This window comes from Paenibacillus sp. HGF5, assembly GCF_000204455.1.
In the GTDB taxonomy this organism is placed as follows: domain Bacteria; phylum Bacillota; class Bacilli; order Paenibacillales; family Paenibacillaceae; genus Paenibacillus_AQ; species Paenibacillus_AQ lautus_A.
Window position 1 is genome coordinate 158,510 of the sequence record NZ_AEXS01000019.1, and the last position, 15,565, is coordinate 174,074.

Sequence of the window (15,565 nt, forward strand, 5' to 3'; positions counted from 1 at the left end):
TCTTTCCCTGTTGAACTCAGTATAGAATGCGAATATCTCGATACGATATCGAGCTTGTAACGAACTTGTAAACAAAGATGTACATTTTAAAAAGAGCCCAGACCTATTCCAAGTCTGAGCTTTCTTCCACGGAATGAACCTCCTGGGATTGCGGCCGTTCCATCGGCAAGGTGACCACAAACGTAGAACCGTTGGGGCTGGATTCCGCAACTTCGACGGAACCGTGCTGCTTCTCCGCCAAATTGCGGACCAGGGATAACCCTAAGCCGGTACCGCCATGTACCCGGGAGCGGTCGCTGCTCACCGTATAAAACGGATCAAAGATGCGTTTCCGGGCATCATCCGGAATTCCGATTCCGGTATCGCTTACCTTAATGACCATACGATCATTGCCTTGTTGGTCTCGGTCCGCTTCATTCGATAGCGTAACGGTCCCACCGGGCCTGTTATATTTAATGGCGTTATCCAGCAGATTCAAAATCATATGCATCAGATTTTCCGGATCGGCCCATACCTTGCCTTCGGATAAAGAGGATTGCAGCGTTATGCCCGATTGCTCTGCTTTGGCCTCCAGCCGGGCTGCCGCTTCTTGCAGAATCGGCATGAGGTCTATGTGTTCTGCATGGGTTTCGAATTCATAAATATCCATGGACGATAACTGAAGCGCCTTCTCTACCAGGCGGTATAGACGTTGTGCTTCCTTGCTGATCTGTCCTCTGGCTTCCTCGAGCAGCGCGGGATCGTCGCGATACATCTCAAGCAGGTCTGCGTAGGCCAGTATGGAGGTCAGCGGCGTTTTCAACTCATGGCTGATATTTCCGATAAACTGCTTCTGCTGCTGCTCCAGCTCCCGCAGCCGATCAATGGCATCCAGCAGCTTCTGTTTCTCTTCCGTTAGCTGGTTCACCGACAAGGAAATTCGCCCGCTCATTTCATATATCCCTTGCGCCAGCTCGCCGAGCTCATCGTTTCGCTTCACCGTCGGCTCTCGAAGATAGACGCCTTCGCCGATCCTCTGCGCAGCCTGGTTCAGTCTGCTGATGACATGCACCTGCCGCCACACGTACAGAAAACCGATCAGGAAGCCGGCGGCCAGCACCGCAAGACCCGTCACGATAAACAGGTTCTGGATCCGGTCATAGAACGCGTGCTGCTCGGCCAGGGAAGCGTGGAATTGAATCGTTCCGATCGGCTGCTCCATATTCCGAAGCGGGGCAAGATATAACAGCTGGTCGCCCTCGGTAATATAGGCGGAACGCCCTTGTGCCGTGTAAGCAAGCGCATCCTGTACATCCATCTTCGGCTGGAACGGAAGGGAAGTCCCCGTGAATGTACCATCTATCTTATACAGGGTCACCGGCATGCCGCTCTGGGTTCCGAGATCGACGGCCAGCCGTTGGCCGACATTTTCCATGAAATCATCGGGCTGCGTTTGAGGATTCGTCAGCAATTCCTGATGAATCCTGAGATTGGCTGCTTCTGCTTCTTGGGCGAAGGTTTGCTCCAGGCGTACCCGCTGATCCTCCCGTATTCCGGCAAGAACCAACGTGCTTAGAACAACCACAACGGCGATCAGCAGCAAAGCGAGAAGCAGTGCGACCTTCCACTTCAAGCCGAAACGCACTTTTCCTTTGTTCATGATGGAATCTCCGTGCTTTTATATCCGATGCCATACACGGTCTGGATCACTTCATGCTGGTTTCCCAGCTTCTTGCGCAATCGCTGGACGTGAATATCTACCGTACGCGTGCCGCCGGCAAAATCCATGTCCCATACCTGTTCAAGCAAGGCCTCTCGCGAATATACCCGCTCCGGATTCCGGGCCAGGAGAGCCATAAGGTCAAACTCCTTCGGCGTCAGTTCAAGGGGCTTGCCTTCGGCATGAATGGTGCGATTTAACAGGTTAATGGTAAGTCCCGCTATCCGGATCACATGCTGTTCGGGGGCTTGCTTCCCGGCTGCCTCGGGAGTACGGCTTCTTCGGGACAATGCCTTTACCCTGGCGATGATCTCCCGCATGTCAAAGGGCTTTGTCATATAATCATCGGCACCAAGCTCCAGCCCGAGCACCTTGTCCACAATATCGTCCTTCACCGTCAACAGCAGAATGGCAGGGCGCTGCCGATCCTCGAGCTTGCGACAAACATCGTACCCGCTAAGCCTCGGCATCATGACATCGAGCACCATCACGTCGGGATCAAACGATTCCACGCGCTCCAGCGCTTCCTGCCCGTCCCCTGCGGTCTCTACCGTATATCCTTCCCTTCGCAGCGCGTAAGCGACTGCGCTTGAGATACTGATCTCATCATCTACAACAAGTACCTTGGTCATCGCAGATACGACTCCTTTACTGGCCGATTACACATTTGCTAATTCCATGATGGTAACGTATCCGGCATCATATTTCAACATACCGCCCCCTGCCGATTTCATTACAATTGTAACTATGAACGCTTTCGTCCGGTTGCCATAATAAAGCTAAGCACTCAAGCAGAGGAGGATTCGGATGACAATCGCTACCATGAACCATATCATTAAGCGCTATGGACATCAGCTTGTCCTGGACCATGTCCATTTAGAAATCAGGCAAGGCGAAATACTCGGTCTTCTCGGGCCGAATGGTGCAGGCAAAACCACATTGATCCATGCGTTATCCGGCTTAATTGGCATCGATTCCGGAAGCATCGAGCTGTTTGGTGAACGGCCAAGCGGCCCTATGCTGGAAGTCAAACGAAAAATTGGACTGGTTACGCAGGATATCACCGTTTTTGAGGATTTAACCGCTCACGAGAATCTCGCCTTTTTTGGCGGAATCTATGGGTTAAGAGGCACGGAATTGAAAAGACAAATCACGGAAACGCTTCAGTTCGTCGGACTAACGGATCAAGCCCATAAACGTCCTTCCAAATTTTCCGGAGGAATGAAGCGGAGACTGAATATCGCCTGCTCTATTATTCACAGACCCAGGCTCCTGATCATGGACGAACCTACGGTTGGAATCGACCCCCAATCCAGAAATCACATCCTGGAATCGGTCCGCGAGCTGCAAAAAAGGGGGACGACCATTCTCTATACTACCCATTACATGGAAGAAGTGCAGTCCCTCGCATCCCGCGTCGTGATTATGGATCAAGGCCACGTCATCGCGCAGGGGACGATCGATGAGTTGGTAAAGAACATCCACCATGAAGAGAAGATCAAGCTGGAAGTCGTGGAGCTGACGAAAGATCTGATCGATAACATCAAACAGCTGGATGGAGTCAAGCACGTGGTTTTGAATGGAACGCAAATTCAGATCATATCACGGGCAGGAGCAGGAAATCTGGATCGCATCCTGTCGTTGGCCAAAAGCGCGGGCGGCGTCCTATCCATCCATGCGGAGAAACCTACGCTTGAAGACGTATTCCTTACGCTTACCGGCAAGCAACTACGTGACACGGAGGGAACTTAACATGCTTGTGTTCAGAATGACGTACTTCTCCTTGCTGCGCCTGATACGCGAACCCATCGGGCAGCTGCTTCTGCTGGGTCTGCCACTGGTCGTCATTACCGTGCTGGGTGTCGTTATTGGACCCTATGAAGGCATGAAGGGGGTTCCTCCGCTGGACTTGATGGCCGTTACGACCATTATGGGCGTTCAGTTTTTTGGCGGCACGTATTTGATGAGTTATTTGGATATCGATTTACTTAAAACCCGGAAATGGAGAATCTATTCGCTCCCTATTAACGTAGCGGTTTATTCAAGCTCTCTCATTCTTGCCTGCACGCTCTTCAGCACTTTGCAAGGGTTGGTCTTGGTGCTATTCACAACCTGGGTGTTCGGGATCGCGTGGGGATCGCTCGGCTGGGTCTTGCTGGTATTTATTATTTATTCCTTCTTTGCGCAGTCCGTACATCTGCTGCTGACATTATCCATCCATAACATAAAATTGGCCGAAAGGGTATCTGAAGTCCTCGGAATCGGCTTCATCATCTTAACCGGATTAATGTTTCCTCTCCCGGATCATCGTTTCTTTGAGTTCATGTCGTCTTATGGGAATCCGGTATCCCTCGGAAAGATGGCCGTCCTGGAGATGCTTGTCGATGGCGGGCAAGGTAAAGCGTACCTAAGCATACTATTGCTGTTAGCCTTAACCATGATATGCATGATGATCAGCGCATGGCTTGGGAGGAGGAAGCTCGCTTGACGATATTTAACTTCGCGCTCATCCGGAGCGTACGCAGCTTGCCCAATCTTATCTTGCTGTTGGGCCTTCCCGCAGCCGTCGTTGTCCTCCCTGTGGGCGGTTGGCACGGCTTACCGCTGGGGTATCACTTCTATGGAATCCTGCTGTTATTCACAGCCTCCAAACTCGTTCATATGATCATGGAGGATCGAAAGAATAAAATTATGACCCGGATCGGCGTTGCACCTGTGACCCACTTCAAGTATTTATCGCAGAATCTGCTTGCTTTTGCTCTGCTGCTCGTAGGACAAAGCGCCGTTGTCACGTGCAGCGCCTGGTTGCTGCATACCGATGTTTTTGGCAGTCTGATTCAACTCTTCAGCATGTTCAGCGTGTTCTCGGTCACCGCGATTAGCTTCTCTCTCGCTTGGTGCTCCATGTTCCGCCAGCCTGAATCTTCTACAGCCGTTATGCTGGGAATCATCTTGATCATGGCGGTGCTCGGAGGAACCTTATTTCCCATTCAGGCTATGCCTGCATCCCTGCAGAAAATCGCTATGTTATCCCCTACCTATTGGTTTCATGAGGGAATCATGCTTGCTAAGAACGGAGGCTTGTTTGCGGAGCAACTCACACCGCTCGGGATCCTGCTGTTGTTTGCGATCGCTTTTATGCTGATTGGCAGCCGAAGGAAACTGGCTTGAAAAATATGTTACGATATGGGGAAAAGAGAACGTATGCCATGGGAGGTTTTCATGAAAAGCTATACCGATTCGTGGTCCCCAAGCATAGCGGTCGTGATTTGGAGAATGTCTGCCCTGCTGCTTCTGGCCGCTCTTTGGTTTATGGGAGATGCCGGGACCGAAGGGTTCATCCTAATCTTCGCTTTAGCGATCCTGGCATTAGCCCGGTGGCGGTTTTCCCTTCCTTCATGGACAACACTGGTCGACCAGATTCTATGCATGTCCATCATACCATTCTGGCCGGAGGCCGGCTTCGGACTGGCTCTACCGCTATTTGAAACCATGCTTGCCGGTAAACCGCTGTTTTCCCTGCCCATTCTGGCAGCACTTGTCATCGGGTATGTCGATCCGGACCTCCGGCTTCTTTTCATGCTCGCTCAAGCTGCATTTGCGGGATGGATCGTTTTATGTTGGTCCAAGCAAATCCATCAGTATCGATTGGAGGCTGATCAGGAGCGTCGCGATCGCTACGAACTGGAATTATTGAAGGGTGAGCTGCTCATGGCCAATGTGCAAACGGCTCAGCTTGCAGAGCTGAGAGAGCGTCATCGAATCTCCCAGAAGCTGCACGATGAGGTCGGCCATGAATTAACAGCCGCGATGTTAGCCTTTCAAGCTTTTGAAACATTATGGAGGGAGAATGACCCGCAAGCGGAAGACATGTTTGCTCAAGCCCAGATGCGTTTGTCGAGCAGCGCCCTGGAGCTGCGGGAAACGGTCCATAATATGCAGCCTGTTCAAGCGACCGGCATTCGGAGCCTGGAGGAGATCTGCCGCAATTTCAAAGCGATGCCTGTACAGCTGCAAATTTATGGAGATACATCCCGTATAGCTGCCCATCTGTGGGTCATCCTGAATGCTTGTCTCAAGGAAGCCTTAACCAATGCGGTACGTCATTCCAAAGCCAAACACGTTGAAGTATCGTTGGACGTCAGTGAACATATCGTGCGGTTAAGCGTTCAAAATGACGGCGTTTTGGATTCCTCCTCGCTGCCTGGAACCGGACTCCGCAACCTAAGGCAAAGAGCCCAGGCGGCAGGCGGGAGCATCTCCACCAATACATCCAGCGGATTTCAATTGGTCTGCGTATTACCTATGGGAAAGGAGGGCATTCGATGAACATTCTCATTGTGGACGATGATCCATTGGTATGTCAGAGTCTCCGGCTGCTTCTATCCAGAGAAGCGGATATGGAAGTAACGGCGACTGCGAATGACGGCGTTGCAGCCATTCAATGCTGCGAAGAGGTCCTGCCGGACATCGTCCTCATGGATATTCGGATGCCTGGCATGGACGGAATCCAAGCGGCAAGGCACATCAAGCAAAAATGGCCCCAAGTGCAGATTATGATGCTGACCACGTTCCAAGATGAGCATAGTATCCGCCTGGCGCTGCTAGCCGGAGCCGAAGGGTATATGCTGAAATCGACGCAGGTCTCCAGTATGGCACAACAGCTGCGTGCATTGGCTTCCGGCAGTTCCGTTGTGGATGCCAATGTGCTGAAGACCTTGATGCTGCCCGAAAAAGAGAATCGTGCCGACCTTACCCCGCGGGAAAACGATATTCTCGGGCTGGTTGCCTTAGGCTGCTCGAATCGGGAAATTGCCGAGCAATTGTTTATCAGCGAAGGCACCGTGCGCAATACCCTCTCGATCATTCTGGATAAGCTGGAGCTCCGGGACAGAACCCAATTGGCGATCTATTATTGGAGGCAGTCGTTGTGATGCCTTACCCGGTCCATTTTCATAGGGCTCCTTACGTACGTTTATTCTCGGCTAACCGTGCCAAAAGAAATCTTCATATTCGGCGCGTAAGTCAACCACGAATCGCTATCAAACTTCTGGAACAGCTTGAGTTCAGCGGCATATTGGGCTTGTGCTTCCTCCACTGTTAGACCTCTCTGTACCAGCTGCTCCATTGTCATTGAAGGTTCATCGGGCTCTTGGCCGATCCCCTCTTCTCTTAGGGATTGATATAGCCGTTCTTTGCTGGCTGCATCCATACTCTGATTCAAAAAATTCACTTTATCGCTTACTCGGCATTCTACATTCCGTAATCCCATCTGACTTAGAAGAATAGGCAGCTTCATGCCGATGTTACCGTCTTTGCCGCTGCGGCTGGCGTCCACCTCATACAGCTTCTGCAATACGCCTAGACGGACCACTTCGGAATGCAACAATCCATCATCGAAGCCAAAATTCGCCGCATTGGCGATCCAATGGGGCTCAAAACAAATGACCCGGCCGCCGTTCCGCACACTGTCGATCATTTTCTGAAGGATATCTCGGGGATGCTTCATATGTAATAGAAACGCGTGACAGAGCGCAATGTCATACTGACGATGCACCTGGATTTCTTCGATATCTCCTTGAATCAATTCAACGGAATATGGCAGCTTGTCAAAGATTTCCCTTGCTTCCTTGATCAAATCTTCACCTTTGTCTATACCTGTGTAGGTAGACCCATCGGGTAAAAGCGGGAGAAGCTTTAATGCTAGATACCCATAACCACAACCGTAATCCACCATGTTAATGGGCGTATTCATTTTCCAGACGTTCTTAACCAAAAACTCCAGGTAGTCGTCATTGTAATATAACCATCTGGTATTCCTCAGGTATTCGATTTTGGAATCCCAGTAATATTCGGACATCCTCTTTACGTCCTCTCTGCGTCAGGATTCTAACTCTGTTCCAGCCTTGCCTTACGGATCACTTCACGAATGAAATCAGCCTTGCCGTTCGTATAGGCTACGCGGTCGTGCTTATATTGATTTTCGAGTGCTTTTTTCAAAGCATAATATCGATCCTTTATTTCCGGATGTTTCTTTAAATACTCTCTAAATAAAATCTGGTCATTCCACTGTTGGCCCTGGTACCTGTAAATATGCAGATGATGCGTCCCTGCCCGCCATTGCCCTCTTCGAAAGAACAGCCGCTCCGGAAACTCCGGTTTAACAACATATTCGTAGCCGATCCCAGCCAGATTCTCAATGTAATACTCATCGACTTCCTCTAGACTAAGAACGCCAGCCATCATATCGATGGTCGGTTTGGACCCTAAACCCAAAACGGACGTGCTCCCGATATGTTCAATGTGAACGTCGAGGCCTTTCAGTGCCGACTCAATTTTCGTTTTTTCCCGGTTGTACTCCTCTTTCCAGTCCGGGTTGTATGGTGTGACAATCACTTCTTCCATGGGACATTTCCTTTCGCTAACAGAATTATAAAATAAATACTTGTTATATTATTTGACCTCAATCTGACATTTTTAAATGCTCTGTACCTGCTTTTATCACAGTAAAATCATTCATTTTAACGCCGCCTTTTCTTCGACTATGCCTCTGATCTAGCATTCCTCATCCGAATCATGGAAAAATTCACCGATGAAGCTGGAATTCGTTCTTTTAACGGCATCAGAGAGGGGGTGATTCTTAATTCAATGCCTTCCTGCAGGATCGACGCGACCAGATCATCCATTCGTTCTATACGGACCGGGACAACGGTTTTCGTAGCAATGTAATATCCCGCATTCGCATCAAAAAGCTCAAAATCAGTCGGATCAAAACTATACCGGTAGACGCATCCTGTTCTCACCCGCTCATACCACGCCGCTTCGATCGCAATCATCCTACGCGCGTACGACATGCCAAAGAAAGTTTCCATATCCGCTTTAGTTGTACTCTCCGCAGCTTCCACGCAAACTCTCGGACACTCTCTTGGAAAATAATAATGCGGTGCATGATGCGCATCGATGGCCCATACCTTAGCCGGTTCATTATTCTGATTGTATAGGATCCTCGGTTCAAATATTGGAATGTCCGGTTCCTCGCTAAAATGATACAACACGCTCAGATTGCCTCCCGTATATGGACTGAGCTATACTCCCAATGGCCAGCTCGAATGCCTATATATTCCGTCTCAGCTTAATTTCAAACTCCGGTTTCGTGATATATTCCATATAGACGATGGCTCGGTTAAAATCCAAATAAGCCTGGAAACGCGTACGAATGGCCGGGGCCGTAATGTATTGGAGCACTTCATCCTTATGGATCCAACGGCAGTCCGTCGTTTCTTCCGAAGTCCTCAGCTCGCCGCCCGTAGGCTTGCACACATAATCCATCATCACTTTTGTTGGAACCACAGCAACTCCGCTATGTCCCGGATAGGTTGATGTATTGGAATAGACACCGATCAGATGAGATATAATGGTCTCGATCCCGCTCTCTTCTTTGATCTCCCTAATCAGCGCATCCATGAGATTCTCCCCGGCCTCCACCTGTCCTCCCGGAAACACCCATCCGTTACGATCCTTCACCAATAAAATTTCTCCATGTTCATTCTCAACCACGCCGCCTACGGCAACAATATGCGTTGGCATCATCATGACAACAGCCTCCGATAGATAAGATATACCACAAACTATGACAAGTCCCGTTAGAATTCGTTAGCGTATCCTAGAAAGATCGCTTCATTAATATATTCTTCTACTTCTTCACCACAGGCATGAGCTTTACCTTTATCTTCCTCCAAATGGAAAAGGCCTATTTTCCCCTGAACGGAAATCAGACCGTTGTTATCCGAAATTCATGAACAGCAGGAATAGATCGCAATCGGTAAGAAATCATGATCCGAGTGATTTGATACAATGACATTACATTCTATTATCTGTGATGAAGGAGTTGGGACGATGAAGAATAGAGTCCAAAAGATATCCCCTAACTTGTGGTTTGATCACCAAGCCGAAGAAGCAGCGCAGCATTACGTTTCGATTTTCAAAAACTCGCGGATCGAACGATTTACGCGATACGGCGCAGAACGAAACGACAGCTCTCCATTCGCCGAGGGTGCAATCATGACGGTGGAATTGCAATTAGAGGGGCAACATTTTGTTGCACTCAACGGCGGTCCGCATTTCAAATTCAACGAAGCTATTTCGTTTATTGTGCATTGCGAGTCGCAAGAAGAAATGGACTACTATTGGGAGAAACTAGCCGAAGGCGGTGACGAAAAAGCGCAAGTATGTGGTTGGCTGAAGGACAAGTTCGGCGTATCTTGGCAGATCGTCCCGGCTAACTTAAACGAAATGATAACCGATCCCGATCCGGCAAAATCGGAACGCGTCATGAAGGCTTTACTCCAGACGAAATCTAAAATCGATATGCAAACGCTACAGCGAGCCTATGAGGGATAGGGAAGGCTGCCTTCATGGCAGCCTTTTTTATGCTCGAATGTTCTATCCATTTGAGGCGGGGCATCCATGATTACATCATAGCACAAGTTCATGCGTGACCAATCCACCATCTGCAATTTGCCGAAAACCTAGTTTCTTATAAAATGCAGACGCCTTGGGATTGTCTGTTTTTAATACGAGTTTAGTATAATGGCTGCTCGCCTTACGAATTACAGCTTCAACCAGCCTTCTCCCGACTCCTTGATTCCGGAATTCCTTTAGTACATATAATCTGCGGATCCTGCCTATGCTTCCGTTCGCGTACGGATCCCGATTTAACCCGCAAATGCCGATGACTCTATGGCCAACTCGACATTCAAACAAGGCTTCATTCTCATGATGAAAGGTATTGATACCCTTATGATACTCATGCACTAATCTATGGATATTCCTAAACCCTTCTTCCTGGCTTTCAGTCAAAGGTTCGGTAAGGTCTACTGCACCCAGATCGGTAACTTCATGAATGATCATGTTGTTCAATCCCCCTCATCTCTGAAACTCTACTAGTCATCAACTCGTCACTTCAATCCATCTAGCAATAACGGCTTTTAACTGTTCCTTCTTTTGCTCCAAATCGTGTATATCAACTATTTTTACGATGGCCCGATCATACGACGCCCATTCCAATAAACCCGCCGTATCCTCAGTCAGCGTTCCCTTTATATCATGGTCCTTTACCTTGGCTCCACAATGAAAAATCAAGCGAACGAAACCCTTCCCCTGCAAATTCAAAGTGATCCGGTCTTCACCCTGAACGCAAAAGCTGGGTGCATTCCATTTGATATGCTCCGTGATTCGATCATCAACACTCAAGATGAAACTTCGGACCTCCTCGATTTCTTTTTTCAAAGGATGCTCAAGTTGATGAAGATACTCCTCGACTTGTTCTTGACCCCGTAATTGTGCCATCCTTAACTCCTCCTTTTATACTGGATTAACTCATCCTGCCTTATTGGTCTATGTCTAAACTCCTGGCTTCCTTGCTGTAACGATCGGCTGATAAAAGCCCGAATCTGAAGGCATGTGCCACTGGATATCGATGAATCCCGCTTCCGCCAGCAAACTGCTTAATTCTGATCGCATCAATGCTCTATAGGATGTGCTGTTGACTTGGGTATGCCATGCTCCATCGATTTCTTGCATAATGAATTGGTTCGTCACATAGTGATATCCACCTGCTGCCCAGTCCCAAACTTGAAAAACCATACGTTTTCCTTCATCCAAGATTCGTGGAGCCGTTGCACGCTGGCGGTTCTGAATAATAGCGTCATAGTCCCGAATGGACACGACAAGCAGACCCTCGTTACGGAGTTTGGCATACAGATTTCGGCATGCCTGTCTCAGCTCCTCATCAGACAATAAATGAGGGATCGCATTGTCAGCAGACAATACGACATCGAATTGCCCAGCGATATCTTGCTCTAGAGACCGAAAATCGGCGATTCCAAAATCAATGGGAATCCCCAGCTTCTCGGCTTCCTTTTTGGCCCGCTCCACCGACTTGGGACTCAAATCCGTAGCCGTTACGACAAAATCATGCCGTGCCAATCCCAAAGCCTGCGTCCCTATTCCGCATGATGCGTCCAGGAGATGGAACCGAGCCTCAGGGTTCTCGTCATATAACGAACGAATAAACCGATTGAAGAATTCCCCCTGCCATCTTACCGCTTCATGCCAATCCTCAAAAATCAAATGATACGTATCCGCAAGATTTTCGTAAAAATCAAAGCTGGAATCCTTCAACCGTTATCCCTCCGATGACGTGTTTTTAGTTCACTACTTCCATATGCTCCTCGTACAATTGGATAACTTCCACATCTGGAAACCTCTCCTGCAGCTTTTGGGCGAGCGATCGAACGCCGAAAATTTCGGTAAACGTATGACTGCCCACGATGAGATTCAATCCGACGAACCTGGCATATTGAACCGTATAGAGCGTTTTTTCCCCGGTAATGTAAACATCGCAGCCATGGTCCAAGGCCTCTTTCAATTGATTCGTGCCGTTACCTGCTCCGGTTATCATGCCGATCCTTTGAATGGGTTTATTGCTATTCTGCTGATAAAACACGTGTTCACCCAAAGCGGAGGACATGGTTTCTACAAGCTCTTCCATCGAGACCGGAGACTCCAGTTCTCCGATACCTATCGAGCTATTCCCATCCATATGCCGGGATGATTGGACAATATGTTCCGCCCCCAACTCACGCAGCAACGAATTGCAGGTTCCGAACTCGGCATAATCCAAGGGAAGATGGATATAGAAATGAGCGATGTCATGCTCCTGCAGCAACTCTAAACACCGCTCCTTCATCCCGTACACGAAGCTCCATGCATCATGATGCGTGATAATCAGATCGACCTTTTCGACAGCCGCTTGTTGGACAACCTCCGGCATCAAATTGGTGGCGTAGCCTATCCGTTGATAGCGATTCGATGAAAAAAGATGATAGCCATACTCGTCGTCTTCCTCAAAATCATTCAATAACGAGCCGAAAAGCTCATGGATATAGGATTTGAATTGTATCGCATCCATCTTTTATTCCTCCCTCGGTAAGCTGGATTCACCTGGTAAACCTCAATCTAATGTTGTCCCCCCCTTTAAAAAGTCAGCCATCAAAGTATTGGATACGCGCAATCCCTCCTCTCTGCTGCTAGCCGGTCCGGCAATCATCATCCCACGTGTGGCCTCCCACGACTTTGTATTTGTTTCTCCATTCTCGGTTACATATTTGGCTATAGCTACGCTGCTAAAATCCTTATCGATAAAAATCAATCCATATGAATTCAGTTTAGGAACTCCATTGGCTGTTTCATCATAGACCAGGACTCCTCCCCCACTTAGATTAAATACGATTTGGGTATAACTTTTCTCGTCTGTAAGTCGTTTGTCATCGCTAAATAATTGGATTGAGCCGTCAAAATGCTTCGCTCCAGTGATGGACCGTATCAGATGACCATCGATTTCGATACGAACCGGCATGATCGTCTGCTCCGCGTTCTTTCCTAAATGAAACTCTACTGCTTCTATGTTCTGAACAATTTGTCTGGGATGTGTATACCACTTATAAGACAAAATCAAAAAAATCGAGAAAACAATAATAGTTGGAACGATCCATTTTTTCAAACCATTCAGCACCTTCAACATTTTTTCATTCTTCCAGTGTATGTACAATGATGCTCTCGTTAGCCTGCGTACGCCTGTCCATGCCTAAAGCTTGAACAGCGATATGATCGTGGAATTGCCGATCACCAAACTCCCAGGATAGTGACCACCCATCACTTGCGTCGATGTCATAACCGATAAGCTCCCTTTCCTTCCAAGTTTCGGTCCCCGTAGGCGCTACCCAGAACAGGACCGACTCTATATTTTCTGCCTCAACATGGATGGTCATCGTATTGGTATCCCTTGATACAACCCACCAATTCGAATCATATGGCAAATCTGTTGATACTTTTAATATCTTAGCCTGAAGGTCTTCAGCGTCCGCTTGTTCGTTTGTGGGTGTTGGAGCTTTAGCCGAGACGGATTCTTCGACCGAAGAGCATGCAACCAGAAGCAGTAAAACGAGTAAAAACATATGTTTAATTCGCATGATTCCTCCCGCATATAACAACAAAACCCGCCTAAGATCATTCCAATCTGAGTCGGGTCATGTGGTGTGGTAGATTTTATGCCAGGTTAATACCTAACCTGTTCTTCTAGATATTTCTTAAATAATTCGCCTCTTATCTCCTCGTTCGTTTCAACCATAGAACTTATCTCAACCGATGTGTGCTGCAGCAATTTACCGTTCTTATACGTACAATGATGTTCATAACAATTCGGATCATTCAATATCAGCTCGAGCGACTTAGGGATATTGGCTGCGATTCCGGCATTTCCTGCTGTCAGAATCCATTGCGTGGATTTCCAATCCAAAATACCCTCTTCCGTCTTCATCGGGGTCTCATAAATGTAGTCCTCAGGCACTTCTGCAAGATAAAGGTACATTCCTCCCAGATTCTTGCCTTCCGATGTCCAAGTGACAAGGCCTTTGAAGGTTAATCGGCAATCCTTATCCCGAATGTTCGTCTCCTCATACAGCTCACGTATCATGGAGTCTCTGGGCGCCTCGTTACATTCAAGCTTGCCCCCCACTCCATTCCAACATCCCATCCATGGTGCTCTATCACGGTTTAATAATAAAATCTCATCACCGCGTCGAACGAAACAAATATTGTATTTCATCATCGATTGTTTTCTCCCATTCTGGTTACACCGCAATCCATCATATCATCGTAAATTTCTGATTTTCTCTTCGATCGGCTTCTGTCCATCTTCATCCCAGACAATGGAGATTTCAAAAGTCCCCTCTTCAAAGTAAAGGGGGAATCTTCGTTTGAACCAGGGCTGCATAGGTAAATCCATCGCTTCTTGAATCGGTACCCAAACGAGCTCCCCTTCTGGCGGATTCGCTAAAAGTTCACCTTCGTAAGAATCTGTCAAATAGTTAAATACCATGTAACGATAATTCGTCTGGGGAACCACATACTCATCTATGCCTTTATACTCCAGGTTTTTAACAATCAGCCCGGTTTCTTCATAAACCTCACGAATTGCACCTTCCGATAGGCTCTCCGGGAACTCCACTTTTCCTCCAGGCCCAAGGTAACCGGGAAAACCGAGCTGGTCCGGACGATTAATAAGCAAAACCTTGTCGTCATTCCGAATCATGCACATTGTATACATGCCATAGGTTATTTGCGGCTTTGTCATTTCATTTCTCCTTGAGCGGATCAGCAATCCGTCACTATGTAAATTGGATACAAGAACGTCAGGTGATGGATCTCAATTACTCCCTCGAATACAAAAGCGCACCGCCAGACCCCAAAATAACGAAATGTTTGCCCGACGGTGAAAAGCCACATTTTATGTTTCCGTCCAGCCGGTTCAAATCAATCATCGTGGCTTGCTTCAGATACTCATAATTAGGGACGAACACCTGGTCCAATATAACGGAAGCCCTTGGCCACCAAGGGTGTATGACTTCCAGCATCCAGCCATCGTTTGTTACGTGAATCCCATCCCCCGATTCAAATCCAAAAATCGAAACGTCCTGTCCTCTGAGCGGAATACGAAAACTTAAGTAATCTCCGCTCATATGGTTTTCCGTCAGGTCAGAGTCCCGGTCTCTGTGAATGACGGTTCCAGTTATGGCCTGCGTCAAACTGTAACCGGAGCTGCTGATCAGAACCAGATTCTCATCGGCATCCCAACCGCAAGCAAAGCATCCGGAAGCCGGAATGATGACCTCAGCCGTCCAGGGGTGGGGCGGTTTTGTAGGTTCTTTCGCTTGGGCAAAGTGCAGCAAGTCGATCTCAAACGTTGTTCTGATTTCTTTTTTTGATTGATTAAAAGGGTTCATATCATACACCTGCCGTTTGATA

At 48.1% G+C, this 15,565-nt stretch carries 21 protein-coding genes; 6 read left to right on the plus strand and 15 right to left on the minus strand.

Annotation, left to right across the window (positions count from 1 at the left end; genetic code table 11):
- Positions 1–103 precede the first annotated feature (103 nt).
- Positions 104–1,639: a sensor histidine kinase gene (locus tag HMPREF9412_RS03505; RefSeq protein WP_009589868.1), complete on the minus strand. Its 1,536-nt coding sequence runs from the start codon at positions 1,637–1,639 to the stop codon at positions 104–106.
- Entirely contained in the window at positions 1,636–2,331 is a 696-nt protein-coding gene (locus tag HMPREF9412_RS03510; protein WP_009589817.1) for a response regulator transcription factor, read from the minus strand. Before HMPREF9412_RS03510 ends, HMPREF9412_RS03505 begins: the two co-directional genes overlap by 4 nt.
- A 175-nt stretch (positions 2,332–2,506) precedes the next feature.
- On the opposite strand from HMPREF9412_RS03510, the gene HMPREF9412_RS03515 reads away from it, so the two are divergent.
- The 5 genes from HMPREF9412_RS03515 to HMPREF9412_RS03535 are packed head-to-tail and all read left to right on the plus strand — an operon-like array spanning position 2,507 to position 6,633.
- Positions 2,507–3,451 (plus strand): ABC transporter ATP-binding protein, encoded by a 945-nt coding sequence (locus HMPREF9412_RS03515; RefSeq protein ID WP_009590030.1) that lies wholly within the window; start codon positions 2,507–2,509, stop codon positions 3,449–3,451.
- A 1-nt stretch (position 3,452) separates the two neighbouring features.
- Positions 3,453–4,187, plus strand: coding sequence for an ABC transporter permease (locus HMPREF9412_RS03520; RefSeq protein WP_009589867.1), 735 nt, complete (start codon positions 3,453–3,455; stop codon positions 4,185–4,187).
- Entirely contained in the window at positions 4,184–4,870 is a 687-nt protein-coding gene (locus tag HMPREF9412_RS03525; RefSeq protein WP_009589809.1) for an ABC transporter permease, read from the plus strand. Before HMPREF9412_RS03520 ends, HMPREF9412_RS03525 begins: the two co-directional genes overlap by 4 nt.
- Positions 4,871–4,921: 51 nt before the next feature.
- Positions 4,922–6,028, plus strand: coding sequence for a sensor histidine kinase (locus HMPREF9412_RS03530; RefSeq protein ID WP_009589837.1), 1,107 nt, complete (start codon positions 4,922–4,924; stop codon positions 6,026–6,028).
- Positions 6,025–6,633, plus strand: a complete 609-nt coding sequence (locus HMPREF9412_RS03535) for a response regulator transcription factor (protein WP_009589949.1) — start codon at positions 6,025–6,027, stop codon at positions 6,631–6,633. The genes HMPREF9412_RS03530 and HMPREF9412_RS03535 overlap by 4 nt, the downstream gene beginning before the upstream one ends.
- 41 nt (positions 6,634–6,674) lie before the next feature.
- Here HMPREF9412_RS03535 and HMPREF9412_RS03540 read toward each other — a convergent pair whose 3' ends face one another.
- The 4 genes from HMPREF9412_RS03540 to HMPREF9412_RS03555 all read right to left on the minus strand — a co-directional run bounded on the left by HMPREF9412_RS03540 (position 6,675) and on the right by HMPREF9412_RS03555 (position 9,292).
- Positions 6,675–7,559, minus strand: a complete 885-nt coding sequence (locus HMPREF9412_RS03540; RefSeq protein WP_009590035.1) for a class I SAM-dependent methyltransferase — start codon at positions 7,557–7,559, stop codon at positions 6,675–6,677.
- 29 nt (positions 7,560–7,588) lie between these two features.
- Positions 7,589–8,104 carry a GrpB family protein gene (locus HMPREF9412_RS03545; RefSeq protein WP_009589768.1) on the minus strand — a complete coding sequence of 172 codons (516 nt, stop codon included), beginning with the start codon at positions 8,102–8,104 and terminating at the stop codon, positions 7,589–7,591.
- Positions 8,105–8,241: 137 nt separating this feature from the next.
- The gene (locus HMPREF9412_RS03550) at positions 8,242–8,754 is read right to left on the minus strand and encodes a DUF6886 family protein (RefSeq protein ID WP_009589887.1); all 513 of its coding nucleotides are present in this window, start codon (positions 8,752–8,754) and stop codon (positions 8,242–8,244) included.
- A 58-nt stretch (positions 8,755–8,812) separates the two neighbouring features.
- Positions 8,813–9,292 (minus strand): NUDIX hydrolase, encoded by a 480-nt coding sequence (locus HMPREF9412_RS03555; protein WP_009589987.1) that lies wholly within the window; start codon positions 9,290–9,292, stop codon positions 8,813–8,815.
- 303 nt (positions 9,293–9,595) lie between these two features.
- Here HMPREF9412_RS03555 and HMPREF9412_RS03560 point away from each other — a divergent pair, with 303 nt between their 5' ends.
- Positions 9,596–10,099 (plus strand): VOC family protein, encoded by a 504-nt coding sequence (locus HMPREF9412_RS03560; RefSeq protein WP_009589777.1) that lies wholly within the window; start codon positions 9,596–9,598, stop codon positions 10,097–10,099.
- 75 nt (positions 10,100–10,174) lie between these two features.
- Here HMPREF9412_RS03560 and HMPREF9412_RS03565 read toward each other — a convergent pair whose 3' ends face one another.
- The 9 genes from HMPREF9412_RS03565 to HMPREF9412_RS03605 form a co-directional block, all read right to left on the minus strand.
- Positions 10,175–10,609 carry a GNAT family N-acetyltransferase gene (locus tag HMPREF9412_RS03565; protein WP_009589767.1) on the minus strand — a complete coding sequence of 145 codons (435 nt, stop codon included), beginning with the start codon at positions 10,607–10,609 and terminating at the stop codon, positions 10,175–10,177.
- Between the two features lie 39 nt (positions 10,610–10,648).
- Positions 10,649–11,047 carry a DUF1801 domain-containing protein gene (locus HMPREF9412_RS03570; protein WP_009590011.1) on the minus strand — a complete coding sequence of 133 codons (399 nt, stop codon included), beginning with the start codon at positions 11,045–11,047 and terminating at the stop codon, positions 10,649–10,651.
- 54 nt (positions 11,048–11,101) lie between these two features.
- Complete coding sequence (locus tag HMPREF9412_RS03575; protein WP_009589807.1) at positions 11,102–11,881, minus strand: class I SAM-dependent methyltransferase; 780 nt, start codon at positions 11,879–11,881, stop codon at positions 11,102–11,104.
- Positions 11,882–11,906: 25 nt separating this feature from the next.
- On the minus strand, positions 11,907–12,671 hold the full coding sequence (locus tag HMPREF9412_RS03580; protein WP_009589976.1) for a Nif3-like dinuclear metal center hexameric protein: 765 nt from the start codon (positions 12,669–12,671) through the stop codon (positions 11,907–11,909).
- A 42-nt stretch (positions 12,672–12,713) separates the two neighbouring features.
- The gene (locus HMPREF9412_RS03585) at positions 12,714–13,283 is read right to left on the minus strand and encodes a hypothetical protein (RefSeq protein ID WP_009590026.1); all 570 of its coding nucleotides are present in this window, start codon (positions 13,281–13,283) and stop codon (positions 12,714–12,716) included.
- A gap of 4 nt (positions 13,284–13,287) precedes the next feature.
- Positions 13,288–13,731 carry a hypothetical protein gene (locus HMPREF9412_RS03590; protein WP_009589788.1) on the minus strand — a complete coding sequence of 148 codons (444 nt, stop codon included), beginning with the start codon at positions 13,729–13,731 and terminating at the stop codon, positions 13,288–13,290.
- A gap of 86 nt (positions 13,732–13,817) precedes the next feature.
- Complete coding sequence (locus HMPREF9412_RS03595; RefSeq protein WP_036671111.1) at positions 13,818–14,369, minus strand: NUDIX hydrolase; 552 nt, start codon at positions 14,367–14,369, stop codon at positions 13,818–13,820.
- Between the two features lie 42 nt (positions 14,370–14,411).
- Positions 14,412–14,894 (minus strand): 8-oxo-dGTP diphosphatase, encoded by a 483-nt coding sequence (locus HMPREF9412_RS03600; protein ID WP_009589972.1) that lies wholly within the window; start codon positions 14,892–14,894, stop codon positions 14,412–14,414.
- Positions 14,895–14,970: 76 nt separating this feature from the next.
- Positions 14,971–15,543, minus strand: a complete 573-nt coding sequence (locus HMPREF9412_RS03605; protein ID WP_009589914.1) for a hypothetical protein — start codon at positions 15,541–15,543, stop codon at positions 14,971–14,973.
- Between the last annotated feature and the right edge of the window lie 22 nt (positions 15,544–15,565).